This is a genomic window from Paenibacillus popilliae ATCC 14706, from assembly GCF_000315235.1.
Lineage (GTDB): Bacteria > Bacillota > Bacilli > Paenibacillales > Paenibacillaceae > Paenibacillus_B > Paenibacillus_B popilliae.
This window is the reverse complement of the sequence record NZ_BALG01000337.1, coordinates 1-4,316: the sequence shown is the minus strand read 5'-3', so window position 1 is coordinate 4,316 and position 4,316 is coordinate 1. Positions and strand designations below refer to the sequence as shown.

Annotated in this window: 5 protein-coding genes and 2 tRNA genes; 2 read left to right on the top strand and 5 right to left on the bottom strand. The window is 48.2% G+C overall.

What is annotated here, in order from left to right; genetic code table 11:
• The first annotated feature begins 150 nt into the window (after window positions 1-150).
• Window positions 151-372 (top strand): DUF3102 domain-containing protein, encoded by a 222-nt coding sequence (locus PPOP_RS24680; RefSeq protein ID WP_006287848.1) that lies wholly within the window; start codon window positions 151-153, stop codon window positions 370-372.
• An 86-nt stretch (window positions 373-458) separates the two neighbouring features.
• The gene (locus PPOP_RS24675; protein ID WP_052516647.1) at window positions 459-737 is read left to right on the top strand and encodes a hypothetical protein; all 279 of its coding nucleotides are present in this window, start codon (window positions 459-461) and stop codon (window positions 735-737) included.
• A 639-nt stretch (window positions 738-1,376) separates the two neighbouring features.
• Here the strand turns inward: PPOP_RS24675 and PPOP_RS26090 are convergent.
• The 5 genes from PPOP_RS26090 to PPOP_RS16805 all read right to left on the bottom strand — a co-directional run bounded on the left by PPOP_RS26090 (window position 1,377) and on the right by PPOP_RS16805 (window position 3,794).
• Window positions 1,377-1,670 carry a tyrosine-type recombinase/integrase gene (locus tag PPOP_RS26090; RefSeq protein ID WP_093471095.1) on the bottom strand — a complete coding sequence of 98 codons (294 nt, stop codon included), beginning with the start codon at window positions 1,668-1,670 and terminating at the stop codon, window positions 1,377-1,379.
• On the bottom strand, window positions 1,630-2,121 hold the full coding sequence (locus tag PPOP_RS19595; RefSeq protein ID WP_159101854.1) for a tyrosine-type recombinase/integrase: 492 nt from the start codon (window positions 2,119-2,121) through the stop codon (window positions 1,630-1,632). Before PPOP_RS19595 ends, PPOP_RS26090 begins: the two co-directional genes overlap by 41 nt.
• 483 nt (window positions 2,122-2,604) lie before the next feature.
• Window positions 2,605-2,680, bottom strand: a tRNA-Val gene (locus tag PPOP_RS16815).
• Between the two features lie 171 nt (window positions 2,681-2,851).
• Entirely contained in the window at window positions 2,852-3,565 is a 714-nt protein-coding gene (gene ung, locus PPOP_RS16810; protein ID WP_006287845.1) for a uracil-DNA glycosylase, read from the bottom strand.
• Between the two features lie 140 nt (window positions 3,566-3,705).
• A tRNA-Leu gene (locus tag PPOP_RS16805) sits at window positions 3,706-3,794 on the bottom strand.
• Window positions 3,795-4,316: the final 522 nt, after the last annotated feature.

The following is a 4,316-nucleotide window of genomic DNA, read 5'->3' as shown; positions in this document are numbered from 1 at the left end:
CCGTTGGATTATGCGGAATTGGCGAATTGGTTGTAGCGATAGAATTTTTCTATCTACGAATAATTCGTTTGATTCGGCAAAATAACTCAAATAGAATCGCAACTACTCTGTAGATGCGTTAACTACTAATAGTGAAAGGGTGGAACAAGAATGCAGACGATAACCAACCGAGAGCAGACGCAAGAATTATCAACGGATATCCACGTTATCACAGCGGAGATTAACGCGTACAAGCGAATCGCAGGTGAAGCAATATTCGAGATCGGACGACGGTTGAAGCATGTGAGAGAGAAGAAACTTGCTGAAAGACATGGAGGGTGGACTTCATGGCTTAGAAAGGTAGAGATAGAAGAGTCTCAGGCGAGAAGATAGAACTTAGGGCATTATATGAAATCGCAACAATCCCGCCAGAGCAACGCGAACGACCACACGCAATCCCTTCAACTGGCGAAATCAAATTGGTAGACGAAATGACCGTACGGGAACTGCGCGAAGTCAAAAAGGCGTTAAAAGAAGCCGAAGCCCGTGCGTTGAAAGCCGAGGAGGATTACGAACTTGTCCGCGGTACTTTAGAGTCTATCGAAGCGCAGCCGCAGCCAGAACCGATTGTCATCGAAAAGCCAGTTTATCAAGTTTGCGAGGTTGTTCCTCCGAATGTACAGTCGCGGATTGACGAGGTAGAGCGAAGACTCGAAGAGGCAGAAAGTGAGCGAGACGAGGCAAAGTACGATTCTTAACGATTAGGACTCGCGCACATGTCCGATAGTGTCCGGCTAACTCGCGAATATACACCGTTTATGCACGATTTACGCATAAAAATCGAGGTAATGCGACCACCTCCCGTGAGTTTTTGAAGGGCCGTCCGGTGCGCGCGTTCCAGCCGATGAGAAGCGAGAAATGCGGTACCCAACGTTACCTATTTCGTACCCTATTGTATCCCAAGACGTTAAGCAATGCACGCCTATTCACACCCCATAAACCCCGTTATATCAACGTTTAGCCGCGAGATTTCTGGGTTCGAAAAAGCTTAACAAACGAATTGTGAACGAGAAAGTTTTCGGTAGCTTTGCGCTTCGCGTTCGTTACAGAAACACGGTAGTATAGTCGGATGTACTCGGAAACTAACGCGCGAAGAGATTGCGGAAATCTCCGTTTTTCTTTCGTTATCTCTTCGATTCTCCTTCGTTCGCGATTGAATCAAATTCGTTTAATTTCCGACTGAACTTCGTTGAAAAAGTTTTCGAGAGCTTCGCGAAAGAAGCTTCTCGCAGAAGAACGCGAGAAGTTCACAACGATTAACAAGAAGAAGCTGTAAGCGCGGAGATGTCGAGGATAGAAAAACGCACGACTCGACTATGAGCGTGCGCGGGGAATGTCTATCGCAAAACCTTACGAGGCTTATTCGCCTTCCTGATAACATCGTTAAGAGGCGAGTACTGGTCGTGCTGCTTCTTTAAGGATTGCGTAGATAGGTGCGTATATGTTTGTATGATTCGTAAGTCTTTGTGGCCTAGTATCTCCTGAAGGTGACGGATACTCATCCCGTTCTCTAATGCCATTGTCGCGGCGGTGTGTCTAAATAAGTGCGGATGAACTCTCACATTAAGGTTCGCTTTCTTTACATATACCCTAAGCCGCTGCCGGAAGGCGTTCGGTAAAGCCTTCACCATAATAAGTTAGAAAGACTAAGTCGCTATCGAAGTCCTCATTTTCTTTAATTAGGTCGCGCAGCATTCGGACGGTTTCTTTCTGTAACGGAATGACCCGCATTTTCCTTCCTTTAGTGGTCGAAGCCCGCAGCGTAATTTTACCGGCATTGAAGTCGATGTCGCTTTTCTTGATCGATAAAGCCTCCGATATCCTCATAAAACCATCGATGAGAACGCACATAAGAGTTATGTCGCGGAACCCACTATAGTGCTGCCGACTCGGCGTGTTCAGCAAAATGCGAAGCTCCTCTGTCGTCAAAATCTTTTTGCCTTCATCATCCTCTTCAACCTTTTTTATTCCCTCGAATGGGTTCTTTAATACAACTCCATCTTCCTCCAAAAATTTGAACATCGTTCTTAACGTCTTTAGGCGGAGGTTAACCGTCGTTGGTTTCAATCCCTTCGTCTTCACGTACTCCGGCTCCGGCGCAAATTTACCGCAATTCTCATATCTCACCTTGTCGCGCGTCATCCAGACAGTGTACCTACGTAGAACATCCGGGTTGATGTTTCGGACGTCACGGATAATTCCGTACAGTCAAGGTATTCGCATAAGTATGCGTAATTTTCCCGATAGCTCCGAAGAGTCCGATCCGTCACATTCTCCGCACTCTTCGCGTGGTAAAATCGGTCGAACTGCGCATCAAGCGAGTTGACCCGAGTGCTACTCGTGCGCGCCGTTTTGACTCGTTTTCCTTTGCGCTTATTCTCTTCCAAAACAAAAACGCCTCCCCTTCGAAATGAATCGAATGAGAAGCATCCCTCGTATGTATTCGCGCCTGAATCAGTGTCCCACCCTGCGAAAGCGTAGGCACGTCACCCTGCGTACTGTCCTCTGTTAGTCCAACGATAGTCGAAAGCCCACAAACGTGGATACGACGCGATAATATGCGTATGGTGTTCTGAGACGGGCTCGAACCGCCGACCCCCACCCTGTCAAGATGGTGCTCTCCCTACTGAGCTATCAGAACACATTGATATTTTAAGTATATCATCGAGCAGGGAGCTTGTCAACACATAATGAATGCCTTCGTTAGTTGCTCCCATATCGCAGCTTCAATCGGTTCGCCCTGGAGGCAAGCCTCTCTGTCCGTTGGATTCGCATCCGTCGCAGACAGAGGGCTTCCGTTCAATCCAGCGTGTTACCCGATCTGCGGCAAATCTTCCGCCGGAATATCCGAAACCAGAGGAAGCTGCCAATTGATCTCGGTTGCTCCGCGTGAGCGTAGCCATTCATTAACTTGCGAGAACGGGCGGCTGCCAAAAAAACCGCGGTGCGCCGACAACGGGCTTGGATGCGGGCCTTTGACGATTGCATGCCGTCTTGTATCGATCATGGATTGCTTCGCCTGGGCGAAGGATCCCCACAGCACGAACACAAGCGGCTGTTCCCGCTCATTCAACAATTGAATAATGCGATCGGTAAATCGCTCCCACCCCATGCCGCGATGGGATGCCGCTTGCCCCTGGTGCACGGTCAGCACCGTATTCAGCATCAGCACGCCCTGCTTCGCCCAAGGTATAAGACAGCCATGCTGCGGCATCGTCGTGCCGGTATCGCTCGCACTCTCCTTCAGCATATTCACGAGCGAGGGTGGAATTCGAACGCCCGGCTGCACGGAGAAGCTCAGTCCATGTGCCTGTCCAGGCCCATGATACGGGTCTTGTCCTACGATGACGACTTTCGTGTCCGCATAAGAAGTATAATGGAGCGCCGAGAAGATGAGATCAAATGGCGGATATACCACCGTACGCTCATATTCCTGCTTCAGCCATCCCCATAGCTGCTTGAAATAGGGCTGCCTTATCTCATCATGCAGTAATGCTGCCCAGTCTGCTTGAATCTGTATCGCCACAGCCGATTCCTCCCCTTCCGTTCCATTAGTCAAGCAATATAAGCATATGATAGCTGCCTTACCAGACGGTTGAAAATAAAAAAAGCTCTGTCAATGACTGCTGTCATCCAGAACTCTCTATGTACAGGCCTTTCAATTCATGGTGCCGAGGACCGGGATCGAACCGGTACGGTAGTCACCTACCGCAGGATTTTAAGTCCTGTGCGTCTGCCAATTCCGCCACCCCGGCACATTTTCCGCATAACCACGCGGTTTTTCGGGATTCTATCTCTTCGTCTTTCTTGTTGTACTTCGTAGGATTATTCGCTAGGCTAATCGTTTTGGCATTCGTTAATTCGCCGTTACAAAAATACTATGCAACTCAATCGACAAAAAGTAATATAACACGAATCGTTAACAAGTGTCAACCGGAAAATTTAATGATATGGAATTTCGTATGTGTTCGCGTGGGATTATCGGGGGGATTTCGGGTTGGCTTAGCATATTTCTTCCTAATTATTATGTGCGTTTATTTGGCGTTGGTCTTTTGGTTTGACTTTCGGTCGGTCATGTTGGACATACTAAGAACAAGTGTTCTCGTTACCGTACAGAACCAAGGTAACTCTTCCCGTCAATCTCCGTACTTACGCGACTGTCTGCCCACACATAGATATCCCCATTGTACCTCTGTCAATAGAGTAGACACAAAGAATCGAGAAAACGATGCAGCATATCGGTACAAATGTTCACACTCATTGGGCGTAAGGTACCC

Coding starts and splice junctions, on each gene's coding strand:
- PPOP_RS24680 (WP_006287848.1), top strand. CDS start 151: ATGCAGACGATAACCAACCGAGAGCAGACGCAAGAATTATCAACGGAT.
- PPOP_RS26090 (WP_093471095.1), bottom strand. CDS start 1,670: ATGGTGAAGGCTTTACCGAACGCCTTCCGGCAGCGGCTTAGGGTATAT.